Source organism: Candidatus Poribacteria bacterium (genome assembly GCA_026702755.1).
Lineage (GTDB): Bacteria > Poribacteria > WGA-4E > WGA-4E > WGA-3G > WGA-3G.
In genome coordinates this window covers 15486-36067 of sequence record JAPPBX010000074.1, presented here as the reverse complement: position 1 = coordinate 36067, position 20582 = coordinate 15486, and the positions used below count along the sequence as shown (strand labels likewise).

Annotated in this window: 23 protein-coding genes; 1 reads left to right on the top strand and 22 read right to left on the bottom strand. The window is 46.9% G+C overall.

Annotated features, from left to right (window positions below):
• Positions 1 to 49: 49 nt before the first annotated feature.
• The 4 genes from OXH39_13465 to OXH39_13450 form a co-directional block, all read right to left on the bottom strand.
• Complete coding sequence (locus OXH39_13465; protein ID MCY3551463.1) at positions 50 to 631, bottom strand: MT-A70 family methyltransferase; 582 nt, start codon at positions 629 to 631, stop codon at positions 50 to 52.
• Positions 632 to 1180 carry an NADH-quinone oxidoreductase subunit I gene (locus OXH39_13460; protein ID MCY3551462.1) on the bottom strand — a complete coding sequence of 183 codons (549 nt, stop codon included), beginning with the start codon at positions 1178 to 1180 and terminating at the stop codon, positions 632 to 634. It abuts the gene before it with no gap.
• Positions 1181 to 1330: 150 nt separating this feature from the next.
• The gene (guaB, locus tag OXH39_13455; GenBank protein MCY3551461.1) at positions 1331 to 2830 is read right to left on the bottom strand and encodes an IMP dehydrogenase; all 1500 of its coding nucleotides are present in this window, start codon (positions 2828 to 2830) and stop codon (positions 1331 to 1333) included.
• Positions 2831 to 2850: 20 nt separating this feature from the next.
• Positions 2851 to 3108 carry a hypothetical protein gene (locus OXH39_13450; protein MCY3551460.1) on the bottom strand — a complete coding sequence of 86 codons (258 nt, stop codon included), beginning with the start codon at positions 3106 to 3108 and terminating at the stop codon, positions 2851 to 2853.
• 238 nt (positions 3109 to 3346) lie between these two features.
• Here OXH39_13450 and OXH39_13445 point away from each other — a divergent pair, with 238 nt between their 5' ends.
• Positions 3347 to 4390, top strand: coding sequence for a Gfo/Idh/MocA family oxidoreductase (locus tag OXH39_13445; protein ID MCY3551459.1), 1044 nt, complete (start codon positions 3347 to 3349; stop codon positions 4388 to 4390).
• Position 4391: 1 nt separating this feature from the next.
• Here the strand turns inward: OXH39_13445 and OXH39_13440 are convergent, their stop codons facing one another.
• From OXH39_13440 to dnaB, 18 genes are all read right to left on the bottom strand, one after another.
• Positions 4392 to 4976: a hypothetical protein gene (locus OXH39_13440; protein ID MCY3551458.1), complete on the bottom strand. Its 585-nt coding sequence runs from the start codon at positions 4974 to 4976 to the stop codon at positions 4392 to 4394.
• Positions 4958 to 5569, bottom strand: a complete 612-nt coding sequence (locus tag OXH39_13435; GenBank protein MCY3551457.1) for an L-threonylcarbamoyladenylate synthase — start codon at positions 5567 to 5569, stop codon at positions 4958 to 4960. The genes OXH39_13440 and OXH39_13435 overlap by 19 nt, the downstream gene beginning before the upstream one ends.
• 15 nt (positions 5570 to 5584) lie before the next feature.
• On the bottom strand, positions 5585 to 6640 hold the full coding sequence (gene tsaD, locus OXH39_13430) for a tRNA (adenosine(37)-N6)-threonylcarbamoyltransferase complex transferase subunit TsaD (GenBank protein ID MCY3551456.1): 1056 nt from the start codon (positions 6638 to 6640) through the stop codon (positions 5585 to 5587).
• Complete coding sequence (locus tag OXH39_13425; GenBank protein MCY3551455.1) at positions 6637 to 6876, bottom strand: DUF2283 domain-containing protein; 240 nt, start codon at positions 6874 to 6876, stop codon at positions 6637 to 6639. The genes tsaD and OXH39_13425 overlap by 4 nt, the downstream gene beginning before the upstream one ends.
• Positions 6861 to 7190, bottom strand: coding sequence for a hypothetical protein (locus OXH39_13420; GenBank protein MCY3551454.1), 330 nt, complete (start codon positions 7188 to 7190; stop codon positions 6861 to 6863). Before OXH39_13420 ends, OXH39_13425 begins: the two co-directional genes overlap by 16 nt.
• A 50-nt stretch (positions 7191 to 7240) precedes the next feature.
• The gene (locus OXH39_13415) at positions 7241 to 7810 is read right to left on the bottom strand and encodes a hypothetical protein (protein MCY3551453.1); all 570 of its coding nucleotides are present in this window, start codon (positions 7808 to 7810) and stop codon (positions 7241 to 7243) included.
• Between the two features lie 25 nt (positions 7811 to 7835).
• Positions 7836 to 9047 carry a DNA-processing protein DprA gene (dprA, locus tag OXH39_13410; protein MCY3551452.1) on the bottom strand — a complete coding sequence of 404 codons (1212 nt, stop codon included), beginning with the start codon at positions 9045 to 9047 and terminating at the stop codon, positions 7836 to 7838.
• A gap of 115 nt (positions 9048 to 9162) precedes the next feature.
• Positions 9163 to 9753, bottom strand: a complete 591-nt coding sequence (locus OXH39_13405; protein MCY3551451.1) for a hypothetical protein — start codon at positions 9751 to 9753, stop codon at positions 9163 to 9165.
• 107 nt (positions 9754 to 9860) lie between these two features.
• Entirely contained in the window at positions 9861 to 10502 is a 642-nt protein-coding gene (locus OXH39_13400) for a hypothetical protein (GenBank protein MCY3551450.1), read from the bottom strand.
• 67 nt (positions 10503 to 10569) lie between these two features.
• On the bottom strand, positions 10570 to 11985 hold the full coding sequence (gene cysS, locus OXH39_13395; protein MCY3551449.1) for a cysteine--tRNA ligase: 1416 nt from the start codon (positions 11983 to 11985) through the stop codon (positions 10570 to 10572).
• Between the two features lie 51 nt (positions 11986 to 12036).
• The gene (ispF, locus tag OXH39_13390; GenBank protein ID MCY3551448.1) at positions 12037 to 12510 is read right to left on the bottom strand and encodes a 2-C-methyl-D-erythritol 2,4-cyclodiphosphate synthase; all 474 of its coding nucleotides are present in this window, start codon (positions 12508 to 12510) and stop codon (positions 12037 to 12039) included.
• 46 nt (positions 12511 to 12556) lie between these two features.
• The gene (ispD, locus tag OXH39_13385; protein MCY3551447.1) at positions 12557 to 13258 is read right to left on the bottom strand and encodes a 2-C-methyl-D-erythritol 4-phosphate cytidylyltransferase; all 702 of its coding nucleotides are present in this window, start codon (positions 13256 to 13258) and stop codon (positions 12557 to 12559) included.
• Entirely contained in the window at positions 13218 to 14246 is a 1029-nt protein-coding gene (locus OXH39_13380) for a PIN domain-containing protein (protein MCY3551446.1), read from the bottom strand. The genes ispD and OXH39_13380 overlap by 41 nt, the downstream gene beginning before the upstream one ends.
• Positions 14247 to 14522: 276 nt before the next feature.
• Positions 14523 to 15884, bottom strand: a complete 1362-nt coding sequence (gene radA, locus OXH39_13375) for a DNA repair protein RadA (GenBank protein ID MCY3551445.1) — start codon at positions 15882 to 15884, stop codon at positions 14523 to 14525.
• Between the two features lie 77 nt (positions 15885 to 15961).
• Positions 15962 to 17524, bottom strand: coding sequence for an MlaD family protein (locus OXH39_13370; GenBank protein ID MCY3551444.1), 1563 nt, complete (start codon positions 17522 to 17524; stop codon positions 15962 to 15964).
• Positions 17525 to 17530: 6 nt separating this feature from the next.
• A complete protein-coding gene (locus OXH39_13365) occupies positions 17531 to 18310 on the bottom strand; it encodes an ABC transporter ATP-binding protein (GenBank protein MCY3551443.1) in 780 nt (259 codons plus the stop codon).
• A gap of 107 nt (positions 18311 to 18417) precedes the next feature.
• Positions 18418 to 19242 (bottom strand): ABC transporter permease, encoded by an 825-nt coding sequence (locus tag OXH39_13360; protein ID MCY3551442.1) that lies wholly within the window; start codon positions 19240 to 19242, stop codon positions 18418 to 18420.
• A gap of 8 nt (positions 19243 to 19250) precedes the next feature.
• Positions 19251 to 20582: a replicative DNA helicase gene (gene dnaB, locus OXH39_13355; protein MCY3551441.1), complete on the bottom strand. Its 1332-nt coding sequence runs from the start codon at positions 20580 to 20582 to the stop codon at positions 19251 to 19253.

The following is a 20582-nucleotide window of genomic DNA, read 5'->3' as shown; positions in this document are numbered from 1 at the left end:
CCGCTCCTGCGTTATCGGTTGAGTTGATGTGCCAACGGCACATCAGATCTCACGAAGCCTCGAGAACTTCGAGTCCCCATGTATCCCAACCTTGGTACTGCTTTCGCGCGAACAATTCGATTTTACATTGGTCTGGAAACATTTTCTCAATTCGTTCACGCACAGCATCCGGTTTTTCAGAATGGCGGGTCCGTTTAACTCGAACGAGCTGCCTCATGTTTCTCGCACCTCGCGGTTGCGGGATCCTGCCACGTCTAAAAACGAGACATAATTCACACTGGCTTACCGTGTAGGAACCAGGATTTGGACGTTGCTTATCCCAGACGAAGGCAACCGTTGCCCACCGAAACCCCCATGCTTTGCCAAGCTGAATCGCCTGATCGAGATGCGGAGAGGAACTCCACATAAAAAGCAGACAATTCTCTTTGCTGATCGAAGCGACATCCCATGTTTTCATCTCCGATACGGGTACAGTCGGATAATGTCGAATTGCGCCGCCACTGTCTTTGCCCCCACTCCCCGTGTGTTGGAGCTGCCCCTTATAGTCCCACGGCGGATCCGCGTATATAATATCATACTTCTTATTCGGGAAGGGAGCATAAGGTGCCACTAATTTCTTTGACCGGTTCACTTACTTCGCTTCGACACTAAGTCCGTCTTGCGGGATGTCATTGTTAGCAACGAGCATATCTCGATCAAAGATGAAGTCACTACGGGAGCTTCCAAGGCTTTCTCCCTCTTGCTGACGTTCACGGAAATATTGCGGAAGCGTTAAGCCTGTCATCCGGATGGCATCTTCAGGGCAAGCCTCTACACAATACCCACAAAAAATACAACGCAGCATGTTGATTTCAAAAACATCGGGGTATTTTTCGCGCTGATAACCTTCCTTGGTTTGCCAACCTTCCGGTGCTGGTGCCGCCTGAATCGTGATACAATCAGCAGGGCAGGCAGTCGCGCATAAAAAACATGCTACGCATTTAATCTCATCTTTTTCTGTTGTCGTCAGTTTGTGAATGCCGCGATACCGATCGTTCCGTTCATCCACACTCCTCGGATCTTCAGGGTATTGATATGTCAATTTCTTTTTCGGGATATGCTTCAACGTGGTAAACATCCCCTTAATCAACGCAGGGATATAGAGTCTATCCCAAAAAGACATTTCTTCGTTAACTTTCATTTTTTAATTATGGCCTCCTTGGCTAAAGAAACGCCCAAGCAAAAACCCTTCCATTTCGTTTCGGGCAGGTTTCCAGTGAATTTGAACAGTCTCCGTCGCAGTGCGTCATCAGTGGTCGACAGTATAGTGAAACGAGCGTCCAAATAATAGTTATGAGTTAAGGTTCGCGACCGTGTAATTCGGTGCTTCCTCGGTAATATCAATATCGTGAGGATGGCTTTCGCGGTAACCGCTGCTCGACATCCGTACAAATTGGGTATCCTGCCGTAACACCTCAATATCAGAAGCACCGCAATAGCCCATCGCAGAACGAATCCCACCGACTAATTGATAGACAAAATTACTGAGTTTTCCCTTGTGTGGAACACGTCCCTCAATTCCACGCGGCACAAGTTTAGACACATCTTCGCTACCATCGTCTGAGAGTTGAGCACTTCGCTTCCGTAACGCGCCTAACGAACCCATTCCGCGGTGAATCTTATATGTCCTTCCCTGATAGATGACGGTATCTCCAGGGCTTTCATCAGTTCCAGCGAGCAAACTGCCGATCATCACAGAACTGGCACCAGCCCCAATGGCTTTCGCGATGTCTCCAGAATAGCGGATACCACCGTCGGCGATAATTGGTACGCCTGCTTTATCCGCTTCCTGCGCACAATCGTAAATTGCTGTGATCTGCGGAATACTGACCCCTGCCACAACACGGGTTGTGCAAATAGAACCCGGACCAACACCGATCTTCACTGCATCTGCCCCCGCATCAATAAGGCTTCGTGTCCCTTCAGGTGTAACGACATTTCCAGCAACGAGTTCAACATCTGGAAAATGTGATTTGATGTATTCTGTCGAGCGGATTACGTTTTTGGAATGACCATGTGCTGTATCTAATACAAGCACATCCACGCCAGCCTCCACCAATCTGTCAACATCTTCCAATGGAGTTGAGGGCAGAACAGCGGCACCAACACGTAAACGTCCAGCACTGTCCTTACACGCTTGTGGAAACATCTGCACTTTGTCAATATCTTTGATAGTAATCAACCCACGGAGCCGAAAATCTTTATCCACAATCGGTAGTTTTTCTTTTCGAGATTTGTGGAGTATTTCTTTCGCTTTATCGAGTGTAATGCCTTCTGCAGCAGTAATCAGTCTCTCTTTTGGTGTCATCCGTTCGGTTACAGGAAGATCAAGATTATCTTCATACTTGAGATCGCGATTGGTAATTAAACCGACGAGATACCCATCTGTGGTAACGATAGGTACGCCACCGATATGGTAGCGCGCTGTCACCGCTAACGCGTCTCGGATTGTCTTATTTTTCGTCAGTGTAATTGGATCGGTAATCATACCGCTTTCCGACCGTTTCACCCGATCCACTTCAGATACCTGTTCCTCAATAGGGCAGTTGTAGTGAATTATTCCGATGCCTCCCTCGCGTGCGATCGCAATGGCAAGCGTAGATTCGGTGACAGTATCCATAGGAGCACTGCAGATAGGAATATTCAGCCGCAGATTACGTGTCAGCTGCGTACTCGTATCCACTTGATCCGGTAGCACATCCGATTCAGCCGGAATCAGCAAAACATCGTCAAAAGTTAACCCTTCTTTTGCGAATTTCGGGGGGAAGACATCGGAAATCTTGGTCTCCATCGGAATCATCTCCTTTTCCATTATTTTAGCCATACAAAAATTATGGCTGCGATAGCAACAACGAGGGCGATCGAAGACTGTATGTCCGCCCAGAATCCGCCCCGTCCTTCCAACTTCCCGCGGACCCATGCCATTCCTTGCTCAAGCGATGATATCCTGTTTTCAACAGAGGACATCCTCTCATCCATAGACGACATCCTCTCATCCATAGACGACATCCTGCCACTTATCTCAGAGAGTTGATTTAACAGGAGTTCTTCAAACTTCTCTTGATTCATTTTCTGCCTCTGTTCTGCTCTGTGTGTTTTGCCGACCCTTCGGAGTGTATGTTAAAAACCGATGATGCGTAAACTCTATTTTGTTTAATTATACAGGAAAACGAAAATTATAGCAACCAATTTTTTCTCTTAAAAATCAGTATCTGTGATATAATGCTTTCAACGTAAAACTTGCAATTGTTGACCGGGGTGTTGCTGCAGATGTTAGGATACCTCACAGGATAAAAGGAGTTGTAAAATGGATAACCTAAACGTTGGAATCGTCGGGCTTGGCTGGGTAGCCGGTGCTCATATTGAAGCCTTCAAAGCCGTTACAGGTTCAGATGTCACCGCTATCTGCTCACGCCGAGAACACGATGAATCCGTATTGGCGGAGACCTACGGGACACCTCTCAAAGCCTATACTGATTTTGATAAGATGCTTGCCGATCCGGACGTACATATCATTGATATTTGTACGCCACACCCCTTTCATGCTGAACAAGCCATCGCCGCTGCAGAAGCGGGAAAACATCTCATCATAGAAAAACCGATCTGTCTTACATACCAAGATGCGAAAGCTATCCGTGATGCCGTCAAAAGTACAGGTGTCAACGTCTGCGTCTGCTTTGAGTGCCGATACAGCGCGCATTTTACGATGATCCGCTCAGTCATCGACAACGGATTGCTCGGTGAACTCCACTACGCTGAAGTTGACTACTACCACGGTATTGGACCCTGGTACGGGCAATACGAATGGAACATCAAAAAGGACTTCGGCGGTAGTACCCTACTCACTGCTGGCTGTCACGCACTCGATGCACTCCTCTTCTTTATGGATGGAAACGTCGAAGAGGTGACGGGCTATCACACACAATCCACAGGTGCCGATTTCCAACCTTATGAGTATAAAACAACGAGCGTGAGCCTCCTTAAGTTTGAAGGCGGCGGAAAGATTGGAAAAGTCACCTCCTGTGTTGATTGCTTACAGCCCTACTACTTCCATATCCACCTTGTCGGAAGTGAGGGGAGTCTGCTTGATAACCGTATCTATTCGGCGAAACTTAAAGGCATGGACAAAAGCAGATGGAGTGAACTTGAGACCTCACTCATCGACTCTGGTGATGTCAGCGACCACCCGTATGAACCACAATTCCAAGCGTTCATAGATAGCGTCAGGCAAAACGAACCGATGCCGCTGACCGATTTCGACACGGCGTTTGAAACGCATCGCGTTGTCTTTGCCGCCGATATGTCGGCAGAGGCAGGTGGCAGAACCGTTAAACTGTCCGAACTCGCTTAGATTACCACCGCATCGCTGCCTCGCGATAGAGTTGAATCTGCTCCATATTGCGAGGCACCGCTATCTGGATAGACTTCCGCTTCCGATTCACATCTCTGAGCACAATCGGTGCGCGAAGCATATTCGTCATTGTAACAATGCCGGAGTGATAAAAAAACCATACGCGTTGTTCTGTGTAAGGGTTGAGAACGTATTCGGAAGTATGCTCAGAAGGGTGCGCTCCGACATCAACAAAGAGATCGTGCTTTGGGTACGCAAGTTCAACGCTCGTATCGTGCCCTTGTAAAAGCAACTGCTCAGGCGGTGGTTTGGGTGAATACCCACTGAGTTTACATCTCCGAATGCGGATAGGCGCGCTCGATTTGTTAATCAGGTGCAACGACACAACGATAGCGAGGCGATGGTTATCATCGCGGTTGATAAACCACGTATCCTCTGGGATAACCTCCACAGTTAGCCCCGGAATCTGTTTTTTTCTGTTATAGACAATCGCCAACCCTACAAAACTAACCAAGCCAAATATCACCCAATTTCCGGTCGGAGTGGCTAAGAATTGAAGGATTTGTTTTAATGCTTGTTGTAGCACGCAAACTCCTTGGCGAGAGTTTCTTCTGAAATCACGCCGTGCCGTCGGATGATAGGCGGTGAGACAGAAATGTCATAAACTGTTGAAGGGACAGGGCCCGGCGTTTTACCGCCATCAACGATCACATCAATTCGTGATGCAAGTTCTTCACCAATCTCTTGAACAGAGGTGGCTGGCAGTTCGCCAGAGAGATTCGCACTCGTTATCGCCATCGGTCCGCCAAACGCTTGGAGGATTTGCAAAAGTAGCGGATTATCGGGAATCCGTACCCCGACAGTGTTACCACCCGCTGTCAACACTGGCAGTAAGTCTTTGCTTTCAACAACGATCGTCAAACCGCCGGGCCAAAATCGATCTGTGAGATGAAAGAAAAATTCGGGTAAGTTCTGAGCGACGCTATGGATATCCTCAACCGAACTGAGGATAAGCGGAATCGGTTTTCCATCCGGTCGCCCCTTGAATGTGTAGAGTTTTTGCACGGCACTCGCATTAAAGGGGTCGGCACCCAACCCGTAGACTGTGTCGGTAGGAATAGCGATAATACCACCTGATTTCAGGCATTGGACAGCTTCAACACACACGTCTATTTCCAAAACCCGCCTCCTCTGTTAGACATCGACAATAGAACCATTCGCTGCGGCGTTGAGAGAAAGCCCATCTCGGAGTCCTTGCTGATATTTTTCGTAAGCAATCCCTGCGATCATCGCACCGTTATCCGTACACAGATTCATCGGTGGGTAGTAGACTTCCGCACCAATCTCCGTAGCAGCAGTTTTCAGGGAAGCACGGAGTTCGCTATTTGCAGCAACTCCGCCAGTTAGTGTTATTGCCTTAGCACTGGTCGCTTTGGCTGCATGGAGTGATTTGTAAACAAGCACATCAACAACAGCAGCTTGAAAACTCGCAGCAATGTCTTCAACAGTTACCATATCAGGATTTGTGTCCTTGGCATTCCCGTTTTCACCTTCCACAAGTATGTTTGCGCGCCGTGCTTTCTCTACAAAATAACGTACTGACGTTTTGATACCGCTAAAACTGAATTGATAGTCCCCGCTGTTTCGCATCGGTCTGGGAAATTTTATCGCCGACGGGTCGCCTTTTTGAGCAAGATCGTCAATAATCTTACCGCCGGGGAAACCGAGTCCGAGATATTTCGCGACCTTATCGTAGACCTCACCGGCGGCATCGTCTTGTGTGCCACCCAATACTTTGTATTGCCACCCCTCGTGAACTTCAACGAGTTGTGTGTGTCCTCCAGAAACCGTGAGGCAGATATGCGGAAATGTTAGCGTATCATGCACCATATAGTTGGCGTAGATATGACCTTCAATATGGTTGATACCGAGCAACGGAAGATTGTGGCAATAGGCAAGACTTTTCGCCGCCGCGACCCCGACGAGCAACGCACCGATTAAACCGGGACGATTCGTTACCGCTATCGCTTCCAAATCCTTAAATGCAACATCCGCTTCCGCCAACGCCCTACTCACGATATAGTTGATCGCTTCAATATGTTTACGGGATGCAAGTTCGGGTACAACGCCGCCATATTCTTGGTGCACTTCGACCTGTGAAGCGACAACATTAGAAAGCACTTTTCTGCCATCAGCAACAACTGCAGCAGCGGTTTCATCGCATGAGGTGTCAATGCCGAGTATTTTCATAATTCTTTGTTTAACTGCAAACGAGCAGAAATTGGAAGATGAAAGAGTTCTTCGCGTAACAAGCGCGTTGAGAAAAATAAAACTTCAAGGTTTTCGATGTCCCTTGTATCTGGGTTGAAACGCGCAATGATTTCATCATCAAGTTCCTCGCTCTCCTGCTCAGGATACGGTGCACAAGTGTTTACGTACAGAATATCAGCATCCCTGTCATACTGGAAAGTCAAGTTCGTTCCCATTCAATGCCTCCTCCTCTTGTAAGCCTATTCGTCATATAAGCAGTGACAATCCAATGACGTTCTGTTGGGATAGGGCTACTAACCACAACAACAACGACGTACTTACCACCACGTAACCACTCAAACCAACGGCTAAATAACCGAGAATTTCCAATACGAGAACTCCGACGGACTTCATCCGGAAGCATCAATGTATCAGGAATGCATTGTTGATACATTGGTAGAAGATCTGGATGACGTAAAGTAATATGATATTCACGCTCATCTGTCAACTCAACATCGCTATCCAGATAAGGACATGGAAAGAAATTCATAATTCTTAACAACAGATGATTAAGTTCAGACTCTCATTATGGTTCAAATGTTAGACATTTTTTGTGTTTTTTTGACGGTTTGCACGCTGTATTCTTTTTCGCTGTGCCTGTTTTTCTTGCCATTGTTGATAAGGATTTTTATACTCTTCATCATCGTGAATAGTGTTCTCATCTTCTCCAAAAAACCGCCACCCTGACATTGATTGTTCCACTCCATTTACTTTCTGTAACTCCGCCTTATAAATCACAAGGTATTTGAACAGCGGTTTTGCTTCTTCTCGAAGTTGCGCCCAGCCAGATGGTTCACCGTCAAAATGAAAGTCAATCCTTGACACATTTCCAAGTCCTTCAACAACCTGTGCCAGTGATGGACATGACTCAAAGTACCCAGGAAAAAATGCCAGACATGCGTCAATCAGGGAATTTGGATGATCTGGACCTGACGGAATAATCACCTTAATTTTCGCCATGGGCCTAATGTCTCTACTAAAATAACGCACTTCTAACCACTGTCGATCCCCATCACCAACGAGAATTTGGAAATCAATAGGGTTCATGCCGTCAGCACCCAAGAATCCACCTTCGCCACCAATACAATAAATTTTGGAATATCCAGCCATTTTCTCCCCTTTGTTGTGAAATAAGTTATTGATTAGACTTAGTAAATTGTTTCCCCGGCAACTGCTGAACGACTCCCTTAAGCTCAAGCATCAAAAGCACACTTGAAACCTGACTAATCGGTAGTTGTGTGGTCCGAACGATGGTATCAATATGTGAGGACGGCACTTCAATAGCATCAAAAATCGTCTTTTCATCTGGGGTTAAATCCGGTGGAGGAGGCGTAGGAACAGGTTGCTGCGCTTCAGGGGAAGCTTGTGATGGGACAGGTTCCACAGCACGCTTCTCAACAGATGCCTCTTGCGTAGGTTCCGTCTCCATATCCGGCACGGGTGATGTCTCGGACTGTACCTGACTTAATACATACGGCGGGAGTTCATTGAGTAGATCGTCCACGGTGTTGATAAGTTTCGCGCCGTTATTAATCAATTTGTGCGTGCCGGTTGAGAGTTCTGAAAAGATTTCCCCGGGTACAGCAAAGACTTCTCTGCCTTGTTCGCCTGCGAGGCGTGCGGTAATCAAGGCACCACTACGGTTTGATGCCTCTACGACAACAGTTCCGAGTGTCAAACCGCTAATGATGCGGTTACGACGTGGAAAATTCCTCGGTTTTGGTTTGGCACCCATGGGGAATTCAGAAATCAACGCTCCAGATTCTGTAATTTTCTCAGCAAGGTCCTTATTCGTTGCAGGATAGATAAGGCTCAACCCGTTTCCCATCACCGCGATTGTTCTACCACCCGCTTCAAATGCGCCGCGATGCGCTGAGGTATCAATACCTTTGGCAAATCCACTAACCACCGTTAAGCCGCGCTGCGCGATCTGGTAACTCAAGCGGTAACTCACCTTTCGCCCATAGTCCTTTGCATTTCGGGAACCGACGAAGGAAATACTAAGTGCGTCTTCTGGCACCAGTTCCCCTTTGACATACAACACAAGCGGTGGGGTATCAATCTGCTTCAAGTGGGGTGGATAGGCAGCATCATAGAGCGTTATAACCTGACAACCGTATTTGTGTATCAACTCAAGTTCACGTTCTATAGGATACAAAACGGGTTTGTGAGTTAAGAGATCACATACCGTCGACGAAAGCTGATTGTTCTTTTTTAGTTCGTCCGGTGTCGCCTGAAGTGCACGTTCTGCGCTACCAAAAACGTCGCGCAAGATTTGAACGGTTTTTAGTCCGACACCTTGAATCAGATTTAAATGAATTAGACTAATCGTCTCGTTAGACAGCATCTTTAATAGTTGTCAGTTATCAGTCGTCAGTTTTAGGAGTCGTCAGTTACAAGAGTCCTCTTAACTGATAACTGATAACTGATAATCATTCCCCCGATAACTGACAGCGGCTCTGCTACTGTTCCACTGTTCCAGCTTCCATCGGATCTGGTGGGAGTGCGTAATAGAGTTCAATCTCCTGAATCTTCTTATATTCTTGCGCACTGGGTGCGCCAGTTTCACCACGGGTTGAGCGTTTCTGCCCGCCGACCCGACGCGAATCCCAACGGCGTGGGACCTTGAGGCGAAACTTAGTTGTCACAATCGGTTTATTCAAGGTAAACGTGTAAACTGGACGCATATTGTCCCGTACCTCTTTGACCGTGACCCACTCACCATCTTCATTCCCGTACTGAACAGCGAAGAACTCCAATTGTCCCGGTTCGGCTTTCACCACGACCTGCTGAATCGTCTGAGGCTGCCGCCATTTGAGAACAGCTTCGGTATAATTATCTGATTCCCGTTGTGATGCCTCATCCTTCTCATCTTCGAGAATAGGGCCGGTTTCCCCTCGGGTGTGGATATTGTCGTCATGAAACTTGGTATCCTCGCTTGCAGCGTCAAGTGCGATGTTTTTGCTACGGTTAATCGCAGGGTTTGACGCGAGAATACAGCCGGACATTCCAACCACCACACAGAGGATTATTGCGAATAATCCAAAACGCATATATTGCCTCCTTGTTGCTTAGAACGGTGCTGATGCCGTCTACTAAAGTATAGTATAAAGTTAAAGCGGTGTTGTAAACCAACCACCTTGTTGGTGTTTCCTCCATGTTACTCCAATTGGAGTAAATCATCAAGTTCTTTTTCACGCTTATCGGTAGCCTGTTCTTCTTCCACCTGATCAGCCGTCTTATAGCCGTAAAGTTCAATTTCTCGGATTTTAGCGGCTGCGCGGCGATTAGCATCCCATCCACGGAATCCACCTGATCTTGCGCGTCGCTGCCGATTCAGAAGCGCGTCATCTTTAGTGCCCAAAACACGCAACCGAATTCGATCTGTCGGGAAGGGAACCAATAGCGAAACCTTAATCGGATGCTCTTTGACGCTCTTCACATCTTTAATGAGCTGCCAGTCTTCATTCGCTGTGATGCTGCCCTTATCGGCGTAGACATCAAACTGCGACAAATTATCCGAGTGTATCACAATGCGACGGATAACCTTTTTTTCCGGCAACGTAATTATAACTTGCGATGCGGCGTTCGCCCCCATAAACCCTTCCATACCCGTGGGGAAAGTCGTTTCACCCATAGTGTTTAACTTACCATCAATTGCTTGTGGAACTGTTGACTGTACACCTTCCATAAGGGCATAATTTTCGCTCCACTCCTGTTCTGAAAAGAGTGCGCTGCATCCTGTTAGAACAACGGAAACCAAGCAAAACAGTGCAAAGAGGACAGTGAATCGATAAATCATCTTTTTACTCCTTTGATACCGCACGCAGGCAGAAACCTTCGTGCATCAAACCTTCTGTTCACTCATATTACGACACAATTTTCCAAGTGGCACCCTCACGGGTGTCCTGAATTTCAATGTTGAGTTCTTTAAGCCTGTCTCGAATCTTGTCGGATGTGTCCCAATCTTTACGGCTTCGAGCATCCTGCCTTATTTCCAAGAGGAGATCAACGAGTTGGTCGCGTTGCTCCACATTCCCACTATCTTGGGCATCCAAATTGTAAATCCCGAGCATTTCACAAGTTTCGGTCAATACCTGATACGCTTGCGCGAGCGCGGGGGCATCTGCTTTATTGGAAGCACTGAGTGATCTGTTGACTTCACTGACGAGGGTGAAAATAGCCCCGAGTGCCTGTGCAGTGTTGAAGTCTGTATCCATCGCATCGGTAAACTGCGATTGCATCGTCTGGACTGCGTCCTGAAGAGATGAGGTTTCTGTTCCATTCGCTTCAAATTGCCCATCGTATTTTTTTAAAGCGTCCAAACAATTGTTCAAACGCCTAAGCGCGCCTTCCGATTTCATCAAGCTCTCTGGATTGTAGTCAAGCGGATGTCGATAGTGCGCTGAAATAAGAAAATGGCGAATCACTTCGGTGGGGTAATTGTCAAGCGCGTCTCGGAGGAGAATAAAGTTCTGTTCCGATTTGCCCATCCGTTTGCCATCAATCTTTAGAAAAGCGACATGTATCCAGTAACGAGCGAAAGTGCATCCGGTGGCTAATTCACTCTGTGCGATCTCATTTTCATGGTGTGGGAACAGCAAGTCTTCCCCACCTGCGTGAATATCAATCGTTTCACCGAGATGCTTCATCGCCATAGCGGAACATTCTATATGCCATCCGGGTCTGCCCCTACCCCATGGACTCTCCCAAGAAGGTTCACCCGGCTTAGCGGCTTTCCACATATCAAAATCACGCGGATCCTCTTTCCGCTCATCAATTTCAACCCGTGCTCCCGCCAGTAAATCTTCCGGTTTTCGATGGGAAAGTTTCCCGTACTCAGCAAACTGATTCACGCGATAGTAAACACTTCCATCAATGACATAAGCCGCGCCCTTGTCAAGCAGCGTCTGAATTAAACTGATCATCTCAGGGATGTGTTCAGTCGCTTTCGGGTGGACATCTGCAGGGTGGATACCGAGACGTTGCGAGTCTTCAAAGAACGCTTCGCCGTTCTCGTATGCAAGCTGCTTTGCACTGACCCCTAACTCTGCCGCACGATTGATAATCTTATCATCAATATCTGTCAAATTTTGAACCAGTTTGACATTGTATCCCCTATATACCAGATAGCGTCGAATAATATCTGTCACCAAAGCGGTGCGTGCGTTGCCCATGTGAATGTAATCGTAAACAGTCGGGCCGCAACTGTAAATTGACACTTGTTCCGAGTTTAGGGGCACAAAATCTTCCAACTGTCGGCTCATTGAGTTATAGATTTTCATTCCCATTTTTTTGTATGTCAGACTCCTGTTGACCCTGCCCACAAAAGATACTTATAGCCGGGAAAGGGACGCGATAGCGTGAGCGACAATCGCGTTTCCTTCGCCAACAACGCCTAATTCTTCGGCTGTGGTCGCCTTAACGTTTACCTGCGCTATGTCAATATTAAGCGTTTCTGCAAGTTTCGCGCGCATCTCCGAAATGTAAGGAGCCAATTTCGGGGACTGTGCGATAACTGTACTATCCACATTCTCAATTTGGTAGCCACACTGTTCCACTTTCGTAGCAACATCACTGAGAAAAATAAGGCTGTTGATTCCTTGATAACGATCATCCGTATCCGGAAAATGTGTTCCAATATCACCGAGGGCGGCTGCGCCTAAAATTGCATCCACAATTGCGTGTGTTAGAACATCCGCATCTGAATGTCCCAACAATCCCAAATGATACGTGATCTCAACGCCGCCCAAAATCAATCTCCTATCAGGGACTAATCGATGAACGTCGTACCCAATACCTATTCGCATCTTTTCTCGCACATTTCCATTAGACAGAAGGCGGAAGCAAAACTCCCTACCAAAGCGTGGCATCCGAGAGTAATACTTCAGCAATCTGTAAATCAACAGGCGTAGTTATCTTCAAATTCGCGTAACTTCCCTTCACCAATTTGACAGGAAAGCCGAGTTGTTCGACAAGAGAGGCATCATCGGTTGCCGTGAGCTGCCTCGTTTCCGCTGCTTGATGCGCCTCCTCCAAAAGAGATTTCCGAAAGACCTGCGGTGTTTGCACCGCCCAAAGCTGCTCACGTGCCGGTGTTTCAACAATGAACCTGTCCCTGTTAGCGATCTTGATTGTGTCCTTGACTGGAACAGCAGCAACTGCCGCACCACACTCATCAGCCGCGGCGAGACATGCAAAAATGACTTCATCTGTCACAAAAGGACGCACACCATCATGGACAATCACAAAATCAACATCCGCCGACAAAGCGCGTATACCGTTGTAGACAGATATCTGTCGGGTCTCCCCTCCCTCAACAAGTTTCTGCACCTTCTTAAAAGCGTATGGACGTAACACGTTGGCATCACACTCGCTAAAATCGGCTCGGTCAACAATGACCAAAATTGCATCTACAGCACTATTTTCCTCAAACCGCTGAATCGTATGCGCCAAAATCGGTTTTCGCGCCACTTCTAAGTAAGGCTTTTTAACGGAATGCGCCATCCGGCTCCCTTTACCAGCTGCGGGAATAAGGGTGCATACCTTGCTGTTCATCAATGTCCACTTCATGTTCTTTGATTCGCGTGAAAATCATTTGCCCCGCACTCGTCCGTAGCATCTGCGTAACCTCAACGTTAAGCGTACTCCCAATGTACGGCTTTCCGTCTTCAACGATGACCATTGTTCCATCGTCAAGGTAACCAACGCCTTGATTCGGTTCCTTCCCCTCTTTAAGGAGAAGCACCTGGATCGCTTCACCGGCAATGACGACAGGACGGACGGCATTTGATAACTCATTGATATTGAGAACCTTTACACTCTGCAATTCGGCAACTTTGTTGAGATTTAAATCGTTTGTGATAATCGTCGCGCCTCGCTTCTGAGCGAGATGAACTAACTTCGCATCCACTTCTGGCAGATGCGGCACCTCTTCCTCAGAGATTTCAACTTCAATCGCAGGATTGGTCTGAAGCGCGCGGAGGATATCAAAACCACGCCGTCCCTTATTTCTACGAAGCGGTTCCGTTGAATCAGCAATATGTTGCAACTCATTGAGAACAAATCGCGGAATCACAAGTGTGCCTTCAATAAATTTCGTCTGACAGATTTCAAGGATTCTGCCATCAATGATAACACTTGTGTCTAAAATTTTGAAGTTACTTGCGATTTGAGTTGCGCGTGATTCACCAGATCGAGCAGGTGCCTTTGACGGCAGAAATTGGGTTAGATCCAGCGTCGTAGAGAAATGATACCCACTCATCATACCGATGTAACCTAGGCTGAGAACAACCACTATCTTTAGATTACCATCAGATTGTGGCAGAAAAGATAGCACAGCAAAAGAAATTAATAAACCTATAAAGAGTCCCATTAATGCCGTGATAATGCTCCGTACATTGGGTATATGTAGGCAAAATTCTGCTCCAACAAGGAAAAGTGCCACAATAAGTCCTGCAATTACAGCGAACAACTCACCGTAAACGATATAGCAAGTTCCGACACTTGCAATTATAAAAAAAAGACGAATACCCCAAATTTTCATTTTTTGTACTCCAAGCGTACCTTGAAAAACAGTGCTGCCCCCATCACAGCTGCTGTTTTTATCCACAGTTACAAAACATTACAATTAACCCAGATTGCTACTAACAAATTTCGCACATTTCAGAAAGTGTTTTTGTCTCTTTCCTCACACCGTAGGGGTGTTATGTCTATAGAAAATCCAATATTCAAAAAGCTGTACCCCGTAGGGGTGCTATTGCTTCGCAGTGAAAATAAATAGGTGGCTTGCGTTATAATTATCAAAAAATCATGAATCATATTACAATAAAGTACTTAAACTGTCATATACGTCACTAACACCCACAAGTTCAATATCCTCATCAATTTCCAAACCTTTACGGTTGTATTCAGGAAAGATCACGCGTTTGAACCCCAATTTTGCGGCTTCCCGAATTCGTCGCTCAACATGCGTCACGGGTCGAATCTCACCCCCAAGTCCAACCTCTCCAATCACAGCAGTGTGCCTGTCCACAGGAATATCGCGATGGCTTGAGCATATCGCCATCAGGACCCCGAGATCAATGCCGGGTTCATCAACGCGTAAGCCACCCGTAATGTTAACAAAGACATCAGCATCACCTACATCAATCCCCACGCGTTTGTTAAGTACAGCAATGAGTAAAGCAATCCGATGCCGATCCACGCCAGCTGCCGTATTACGAGGATTGCCGTGATGGGTAGGCACAACGAGTGCCTGTACCTCCATGAGCAATGGACGGGTCCCCTCCATGCTTGAAACGACGACAGAACCTGAAACTTCTTCGTCTCTATTGCTTAGAAAAAGCTCTGATGGATTCATCACATCCGCGAGGCCCGTGCTCTGCATCTCAAAGATACCCAGCTCGTTCGTCGAACCGAATCGATTTTTAATCGCTCGGAGGATACGATAGATGTGATGCTGCTCGCCCTCAAAATAGAGGACGGTATCCACCATGTGTTCCAAGACCCGAGGACCAGCGAGCGCGCCTTCTTTTGTTACATGCCCAACCAGAAATACTGGAATATTCCGATTTTTCGCACAAATCAAGAGATGGCCAGCACACTCACGAATCTGCGTAACGCTTCCCGGGGCAGACGGAATATTCGATAAATAAACCGTCTGAATAGAATCTACGATGACAACCTTCGGTTCCCGTTCTTCAATATATTTTTGAATCTGCTCCAAATTGTTTTCACACAATACATAAAGCCTATCAGACACGACACCGAGCCGATTTGCTCGGAGTTTCGTCTGGCTAACAGATTCTTCACCAGAAACGTAAAGTACATCTCCATAGTTCCGACTCAACGCGTCACCCGCTTGAAGCAACAGTGTAGACTTACCTATTCCCGGATCACCACCAATGAGTACCACAGAACCCGGCACGATTCCGCCGCCGAGTACCCTGTCAAACTCTAACATCTGAGTTAAATGTCGTTCTACGTCGCTCGCTGTAACTTTCGAGATAGGTTCAGGACCACGAGCGGCTTGTCCGATCCCGCGATGTTTTGAGGGCGTGTCAAGCGTCTCTATCTCTTCGGCAAAACTTTGCCAACTTCTACAACTCGGACACCGTCCGAGTGTTTTTGGTGTTATATATCCACATTCTTGACAGACAAATTTACGTTTCTCTCGTGCCATCTGCGATGTTACCAATCACGCTGCTATTGACGTGGCTTGAAACCGGAGTTTTGCTTCCCAAAAGTACACTGCTAATACTACCACTCACCTGTAAAAAAACGGAATCCTGTTGTCCACCGCCGTTCACCGGTCAAATTTTCAGCACCAACAAGGAATTGCCCGTATCGGAAAAACCGGAATGCCACTTCTGTGTTCAGTTCCGGTTCCCTACTCGTCAATCCCACGCCTTCCACGCTGATACCGAAGCGTCGGGACCACAACCACAAATCCAATCCAGCACCGACTTTAGCACGCATGATTCCAGCACGTGCGCCGAGAAAATCGGTCACATCGTGTTCATACTGAAGTTCAAACCGAGCCTTCTCGTCCCGAATACCCACCCCGAACCTATACCGAGCATTGGGGCGCTGGAAGAGTGAAAATGCCAATTCGTTATAGAGTCGCTCTTCAAGACTTAAATAGCGGAGTTCGTAATCCCATCTGACTTGTGGTAGTTCAAACGTCTGTAATCGTTTTTCGGTTCGTTGAGAGAGTTCTGTTACTGCGTTCATCGCTTGACCGAAATCTTGCAAGGTGCGCTGGACATCTTCAAGCGGCTCCGATGTATTTAGGAGTTGTGAAACGGTGCCATCTCCTTCGTTCAGTGTGTCAAGGAGACGACTGACGTTTGCCTCCAATGAGGCGACTGCGGCTGTTGTTGTCCGTAGATTTTCTAAGATTGGTTCAATGTTGGCTTCCCCCGTTTTAATAGCCTCGCTACTTTGCGAAACGAGGGCGGAAACTTGAGCAGCTAACGTGTTGAAATCCATCCGAAAATTCTGGGCTATCTGTCGGAATTCTGATGTCGTTGCTCGGACATCAGTAAAAATAGTATTGAGTTTCGGCGAATTCTGATTGAGCAAGCGCAAGACCTCACGTGTAATGTCAGACACGTGGCTGCTGACCATGAGAGAATCGCCTTCAAGCTGCGTGAGCAGGTTGTTCACCTTTACGAGCGTCTCCTGAAAACGCTTATCATTTTCTAAAGCGAGTTGTGTCAAGGTCCGCACTGTTTCCTCAGAATCAGCACTTAATTTTTCAATAGTTTTGCCAGTGATCGCAACAACTTCCCGAATTTCTTTGATGGCGAGCTGAATTGCTTCTTGATTTGCTTGAAGCACCTCATTCGCAGCACTTGTAAGTTCAATCGCTTGTGTCATACCGGCACTTGTCTGTTCAAGAAGTTCCAGAGCATTAACCGGGTCTTTTCCGACAATCGGTAGATTCGCCGGTTTTAAAAGCGGGTTCCCGATGGGTCCATTATCAAGCGCAATATAAATCTCACCGACGAACCCGTTCATAGAAATTCTGGCACCACAGTCTTCTCTTAACCATTCAAATCCGTTTTCGACTTTCGCCTTGATGTAAACATTATCAGTTTCAGGACGGAGTTCAATGGCGGTCACTTTGCCAATCCGAACACCAGATAGGTAAACACCGGCACCGACATAGAGTCCATTAACGGACCGAAATTGAAAAGTCAATTCGTCGCCAGCAGCCGCCCACGGCCAATTCTCAGCATTTGTAAGAAGGATTGTCAAAAAGACGATCGCTATTAGAATCATTACACCGACTTTTACGGACGCGGTCCAGAAGTTCATACGATCCTATCTCCCCAAATATGTTTTCAAAATGGGATTTTCCATGTTGAGAATCTGGTCTGGTGCTCCAAATAGGATGAACTGTTGCAAAATGGGATTGTCGATGTTGATGATCTCATCTGGCCTTCCGTCTGCAATCTTTTCACCTTCATGAATCATAGCCATCCGTGTAGCAACACTGAAAGCACTGTGCATATCATGCGTTACCACGACGGAAGTGACTCGCAGCCTTTCGTGGAGGTCTCTGATAAGTTGATTGATCTCAGTGCAGGTAACCGGATCCAGTCCTGTTGTGGGTTCATCGTAAAAAATAACTTCCGGTTCAAACGCGAGTGCCCGGGCAAGGCCAACTCGTTTCCGCATGCCGCCGCTTAATTCGGCTGGCCGTAAGTCTTGGACTCCCTCTAAATCAACAAGGCTGAGCTTCTCATCAACGATCTTACGCATCTCTTGCTTGCTAAGATCGGTATGTTGATCAAGCATAAAAGCGATGTTTTCAGCGACACTCATCGAGTCAAAAAGGGCGGCAGACTGAAACAGCATCCCGATTTTTCGACGGAGGATATTCATTTTTTTCGTTTTCAGTTTTGATATTTCTGTGCCATCAAACCAGATTTCACCGGAATCGGCAGAAATCAGCCCTGTGATAATTTTGAGAAGTACACTTTTACCACACCCGCTTTGCCCCATAACTACGAGCGTCTCACCACGCGAAATTTCAAGACTCAGTCCGTTTAAAACGTTTTTCCCCCCAAAATTTTTGGTGACATTTTTAATCGAAATCATATTTTTTGCCTTAGTTACGAGTTACGAGTCTTGAGTTACCAGTTAAAGAGATTCTTATGGCTGCCACGAACATCTCTTTAACTGATAACTGGTTACTGACAAGCTGATTATACCAACCCAAGGATGTTAAAGAGGATATGATTTAAGACAAAATCCAGTACAAGAATAGCAACAAGTGAAATAACAGCAGAACCCGTTGTAGCAGTGCCAACACCTTCAGCACCACCTGCTGTCGAGATAGTAAACCCCTTATAGCACCCAACTGCAGCAATTGCCATCCCGAAAGAGGTTGCTTTAATTAAACTAATGAGAACACTTCCAACAAAAAGATTTTTTTGTACTTCCAAGAGAAAAAAGTAGCCATTTACATCAAATAGGGCAACAACAGCAACAAAACCACCAGCAATACCCGCAAATGTTGAATAGATAGTAAGCGTCGGCAGCATCATAGAACAAGCGAGAAAACGCGGCACCACCAAATATTTGACTGGATTCGTGCCCATTACTTCAAGGGCATCAATTTGCTCCGTAACCTTCATCGTCGAAAGTTCAGCAGTAATTGATGCGCCGATACGCCCCGCAAGCACGAATGCGGTTATCATCGGTCCGAGTTCCTTCACGACTGAGACACAAACAAACCTCGCGACTGACCCTTCCACCGCATAAGGTTTGAGTTGAATGTAACCCTGAACACCGAGCACCATTCCGGTGAAAAACCCTGAGACAATAACGACAGCCAGAGAATTGAAACCGACTAACAATAATTGCTTAATTAACAAATCAAACTGAAAGGGAGGGCGGAAAATTTGAACAAGGGTTTGAAAAAAGAGCGTAAAGGCTTGTCCTATCTCGGAAAGCACATTATGCAACCGAATCTTAATCAAATCACGGAAACCACCAGAGGTTTCACTTGTAGTGGATTGCTGATCCATATTTTTGTTTAATTAGGATTTTCAAATCGCATCTGTTTTTTAGTAAAATAGAGAACGACTGTTCCAGTTGGCCCGTTACGCTGTTTTTTAATCATCAGGTTCGCCTCAACCCTATCTCCGATCTCCTCTTCCTCGTAATAATCTTCACGATACAAGAAGGCAACGATGTCAGCATCCTGTTCAATTGCGCCAGATTCGCGTAAATCTGAAAGCTGTGGTTGCTTATCCGGACGGCGTTCAACTTCACGGCTCAACTGCGAGCAAGCAATAATCGGGACATTGAGTTCCCACGCGAGTACCTTCAAGGAACGTGAGATTTCGGAAATCTCCTGTTCACGAGCATTATATCTGCCCGTCCCTCTCAACAACTGCAGATAGTCAACGATAATGAGTGCGAGATCGTTGTATTCGCCTTTCAGGCGTCGTCCCTCGGCGCGTAGCCCCTGAACGGTAAGCCCACGGTTATCATTAATGAGGATGGGTGCCTCAGCCAACCGACTCGCGCCTTCGGTCAAAGGTCTCCAATAATCCTCACTGAAATTACCGGTTCGGAGTCGTCCAAAATCAATCCGGGCTTCCGCGGATAACATCCGCATGACGATATCCTGTGCCGGCATCTCAAGACTAAAGATGGCGACTGGACGCTCCTGTTCAAGCGCGACGTTTTGTGCCATATTTAGCACTAAGGTCGTTTTTCCCATACTCGGTCGCGCGGCAATGATAATAAAATTACCCGGTTGCAACCCCGATGTCATGTGGTCAAAATCCATAAAGCCGGTCGGCACCCCTAAGAACCGATCGGCTTTGTGGTAGAGTTTTTCTATTGCGTCTATACTCGTTGTAATCAACGGACGGATAGAATGAAATCCGCGTTGGGAGTCATTTTGTCCGAGTTCAAAGACGGCTTCCTGCGATTGATTGAGAATCTCTGTAAGTTCTATGGTTTCATCTTGAGCAAGTTCGCGAATCTGCCCCCCCGCTTGGGTCAACCGACGCCGCGTCGACTTCTCATGCAAAATATCCGCATAAAACTCCGTACTTTCCGTCTCCACAATGGGGGCTTGGAGTTCATACAGGTAGCCAGCACCCCCCGCCCGATTGATTTGATCCGTCCGTTTTAATTCATCGGCAACAAGAAGCGGATCCGCATTGCTAACGCGGTCATACACAGCAAGGATGGCTGCGTAGATAAGCTGATGGTCGGTCGTAAAAAATGCGTCAGAGGTATGCCCCAGTAGATTAATTACCTGAGGAATTACCGACTTTTCAGTCATCATCGCGCCAAGTACGGCTTGTTCAGCTTCCTTGTCAGAGAGAGTATCAACCGCTTGTGCCTGCAT